This window comes from [Mycobacterium] manitobense, from assembly GCF_025821665.1.
In the GTDB taxonomy this organism is placed as follows: domain Bacteria; phylum Actinomycetota; class Actinomycetes; order Mycobacteriales; family Mycobacteriaceae; genus Mycobacterium; species Mycobacterium arseniciresistens.
This window is the reverse complement of sequence record NZ_JACKSJ010000183.1, coordinates 1-2,887: the sequence shown is the minus strand read 5'-3', so window position 1 is coordinate 2,887 and position 2,887 is coordinate 1. Positions and strand designations below refer to the sequence as shown.

Genomic DNA, 2,887 nt, shown 5'->3' with positions numbered 1-2,887 from the left:
GCGGGAGGCGGGGTCGGCGCCGCGGGCCGTGGGCCCGGCTTGACCGATGAGCCTGCCGACGCGGCGGCCGGGCTGGCGACCTTGGCCGGCGCGCCGTTACCGGATGCCTTCTGCGGCGCGGACTTGGCGCCGAACGATTCGCGCAAGCGGCGCGCGACGGGGGCTTCGACGGTCGACGACGCCGACTTGACGAACTCGCCCTGGTCCTTCAGTTTTGCGAGGAGTTCCTTGCTGGTGACACCGAGTTCCTTCGCCAACTCGTGTACGCGGGCCTTACCTGCCACTACATCTCCATCTCTAGAGGCGATGGCGGTGGTAGGCGCCGCGCCTCGGGTTAGCTATGACACATGGTCATCGGGACTTCACGGTGTGCTCATTTTTCTCGCTACCTGTTCTGTCGACCGGGCGTCCGAGTGCTCCGAGATCTCCTCGACGTACTCGGTCACCGCGGTGAGGTCCGGTGAACCGGTGATCCGCAGCGCTCGCACGAACGCTCGCCGCCGGATTGCTGCGTGTAGGCACTGCGGGTCGGGATGCAGCCATGCACCCCGCCCAGGCAGATTACCCGCCGTGTCGACGGTCGCGGCGCACTCGCCGTTCCCGCCGACTGCGACCACTCGGAGCAGTTCGACAGCCAGCTCTCGCTTCCGGCACCCCACACAGGTCCGCACCGGCCCGACCGGTAGGTCGGCGGTGCGCCCCCGTTGGGACACCGGAGTCTCGCGCTGGATCACGGCTGAGTCTACCGCCACGGACCCGTTGCGCCGAAACCGTGGTCCGGGCGTGGGTTTCTGCGAGCGCTCAGGCGTCCCGAGCCGCTCCGTGCGTGGCACCGCGTCCCGACTGCGCAGGCCCGGCCGGGCCGGTCGGGCCGGTCGGTGCGGCGTCGCTGCGGATGTCGATACGCCAGCCGGTGAGCCGCGCGGCCAGGCGGGCGTTCTGGCCCTCCTTGCCGATCGCCAACGACAGCTGGTAGTCGGGCACCACCACGCGGGCGGCACGGGCACTCTCGTCGATCACCGAGACCGACACCACCTTGGCGGGCGACAGCGCGTTGGCGACGAAGCGCGCGGGGTCGTCGTCGTGGTCGATGATGTCGATCTTCTCCCCCGACAACTCGCTCATCACGTTGCGCACCCGCTGGCCCATCGGCCCGATGCACGCGCCCTTGGCGTTGAGGCCCGGCACCCGGGACGCGACGGCGATCTTCGAGCGGTGGCCGGCCTCCCTGGCCACCGCGACGATCTCGACCGATCCGTCGTTGATCTCCGGCACCTCGAGCGAGAACAGCTTGCGCACCAGGTTCGGGTGGGTTCGCGACAGCGTGATCAACGGCTCACGGGCGCCGCGCGAGACGCCCACGACGTAGCAGCGAAGCCGGTCCCCGTGCTCATAGCTCTCGCCGGGCACCTGCTCGGCGGCCGGGATCACCCCTTCGGAGCCCTTGGTCTCGCTGCCCATCCGGACGACCACCAGCCCGCGGGCGTTCGCGCGGGCGTCGCGCTGGATCACCCCGCCGACGATGTCACCCTCGCGGGCGGAGAACTCCCCGTAGTTCTTCTCGTTCTCGGCGTCGCGGAGGCGCTGCAGGATCACCTGACGTGCGGTCGTCGCGGCGATGCGGCCGAATCCCTCTGGGGTGTCGTCCCACTCGTGCACCACGTTGCCGTCGGCGTCGGTCTGGCGGGCGATAACCTTCACCACGCCGGTCTTCCGGTCGATGTCGATGTGGGCGTCGGGTTCGTGGCCCTCGGTGTGCCGGTAGGCGGTGAGCAACGCCGACTTGATGGTGTCGACCACGACGTCGACCGTGATGCCCTTGTCCGCCTCGATGGCATGTAGGGCCGCCATGTCGATGTTCATTCCACACCCTCCTTCCGGGGTTGTCCCGCCAGTTCCAGCTCACGCGAATTGGGAGCCGAGAATTCGACTTGCACAACAGCTTTGGTGATCCCGTCGAGCGGTAGCTCGCGTACCGACAGGGTGGGCCTGTTGCCTTCGCGGACGATCAGCCGCACCAGGCCGCCCGAGGTCTCGCCGAGCCGGCCGGTCACCTGGGACCCGTCGGCCAGCGACACCTCGACCTTGCGGCCCTGCGCGCGCCGGAAGTGCTTCTCGGCGACCAGGGGGCGCTCCACCCCGCGTGAGGTGACCTCCAGGACGTATTCGGCGTCAGCACCGTGACCGGTGTCGGGGTCGAGACGGTCGAGCAGCTCGGAGGCCGTGCGCGAGAGGTCGGCGATCGCGTCGAGGCTCACACCGCCGTCGGCGTCGGCGATGACGGTGATCCGTGGCGGCCGGGTCGACCCGTCGATCACCACGTCTTCGATCTCGTAACCGGCGCGCGCGAACTCGCCGTCGAGGACGGCGATCACCTGCTCCTGCGTCGGTAACCCGGACGATCGTGGGTCGGGCGCCACGGCGAGCTCCTCGTCTTGAGTTGTCCGGACACGACTCCCCGGGCTCGGCCGCCCGTCGAGGCGTCGCCTCGAACCCCAGGAATCGACCTTCCACGATACGCCAGCCCGCCGAGCGCACGCGCGAAACGGCAGCGCAGGCGGCCCCCGGGGCTGCCGCCGGCCTTCGGGGCACCACGCTCGTCGGCGTCGAGCGCCCAGGAGAGGCAATGGCAGGATGTTGCTCGTGCCGAGCGTCAATCCAGTCGTCAGCAGGCGACGCGTGCTGGTGGGCGCGGCCACCCTCACCCTGCTGGGAGCCGCCTCCGCCGCCTGTGGCACGCCGCCTCCGCCGCCCGAGGTCGACGAGTTGATCGCGCAGATCGAGCGGGCGCGCAACGACGGCTCCCTGGCCACGAGGGCGGCCGCGGCCGCCCGCCCGCCGCTGGCGCAGACCCTGACCGAGCTGGCCGCCGAGCGTGCCGAGCACG

The 2,887-nt window shown here is 70.3% G+C and carries 4 protein-coding genes and 1 pseudogene; 1 reads left to right on the top strand and 4 read right to left on the bottom strand.

Annotation, left to right across the window (positions count from 1 at the left end; all coding sequences use genetic code 11):
* The 4 genes from H7I41_RS21130 to rimP all read right to left on the bottom strand — a co-directional run.
* Nucleotides 1-284: translation initiation factor IF-2 N-terminal domain-containing protein (locus H7I41_RS21130; protein ID WP_264014577.1), on the bottom strand; the 284-nt coding region annotated here is incomplete at its 3' end.
* A gap of 78 nt (nucleotides 285-362) precedes the next feature.
* Nucleotides 363-617, bottom strand: a complete 255-nt coding sequence (locus tag H7I41_RS21125; RefSeq protein WP_372503778.1) for a YlxR family protein — start codon at nucleotides 615-617, stop codon at nucleotides 363-365.
* 184 nt (nucleotides 618-801) lie between these two features.
* Complete coding sequence (gene nusA / locus H7I41_RS21120) at nucleotides 802-1,863, bottom strand: transcription termination factor NusA (RefSeq protein ID WP_264014575.1); 1,062 nt, start codon at nucleotides 1,861-1,863, stop codon at nucleotides 802-804.
* Nucleotides 1,860-2,420 (bottom strand): ribosome maturation factor RimP, encoded by a 561-nt coding sequence (gene rimP, locus H7I41_RS21115; protein ID WP_264014574.1) that lies wholly within the window; start codon nucleotides 2,418-2,420, stop codon nucleotides 1,860-1,862. Before rimP ends, nusA begins: the two co-directional genes overlap by 4 nt.
* Before the next feature lie 214 nt (nucleotides 2,421-2,634).
* On the opposite strand from rimP, the pseudogene H7I41_RS21110 reads away from it, so the two are divergent.
* Nucleotides 2,635-2,887 (top strand): annotated as a pseudogene (locus tag H7I41_RS21110) (hypothetical protein); the annotation flags it as partial.

Coding starts and splice junctions, on each gene's coding strand:
- nusA (WP_264014575.1), bottom strand. CDS start 1,863: ATGAACATCGACATGGCGGCCCTACATGCCATCGAGGCGGACAAGGGC.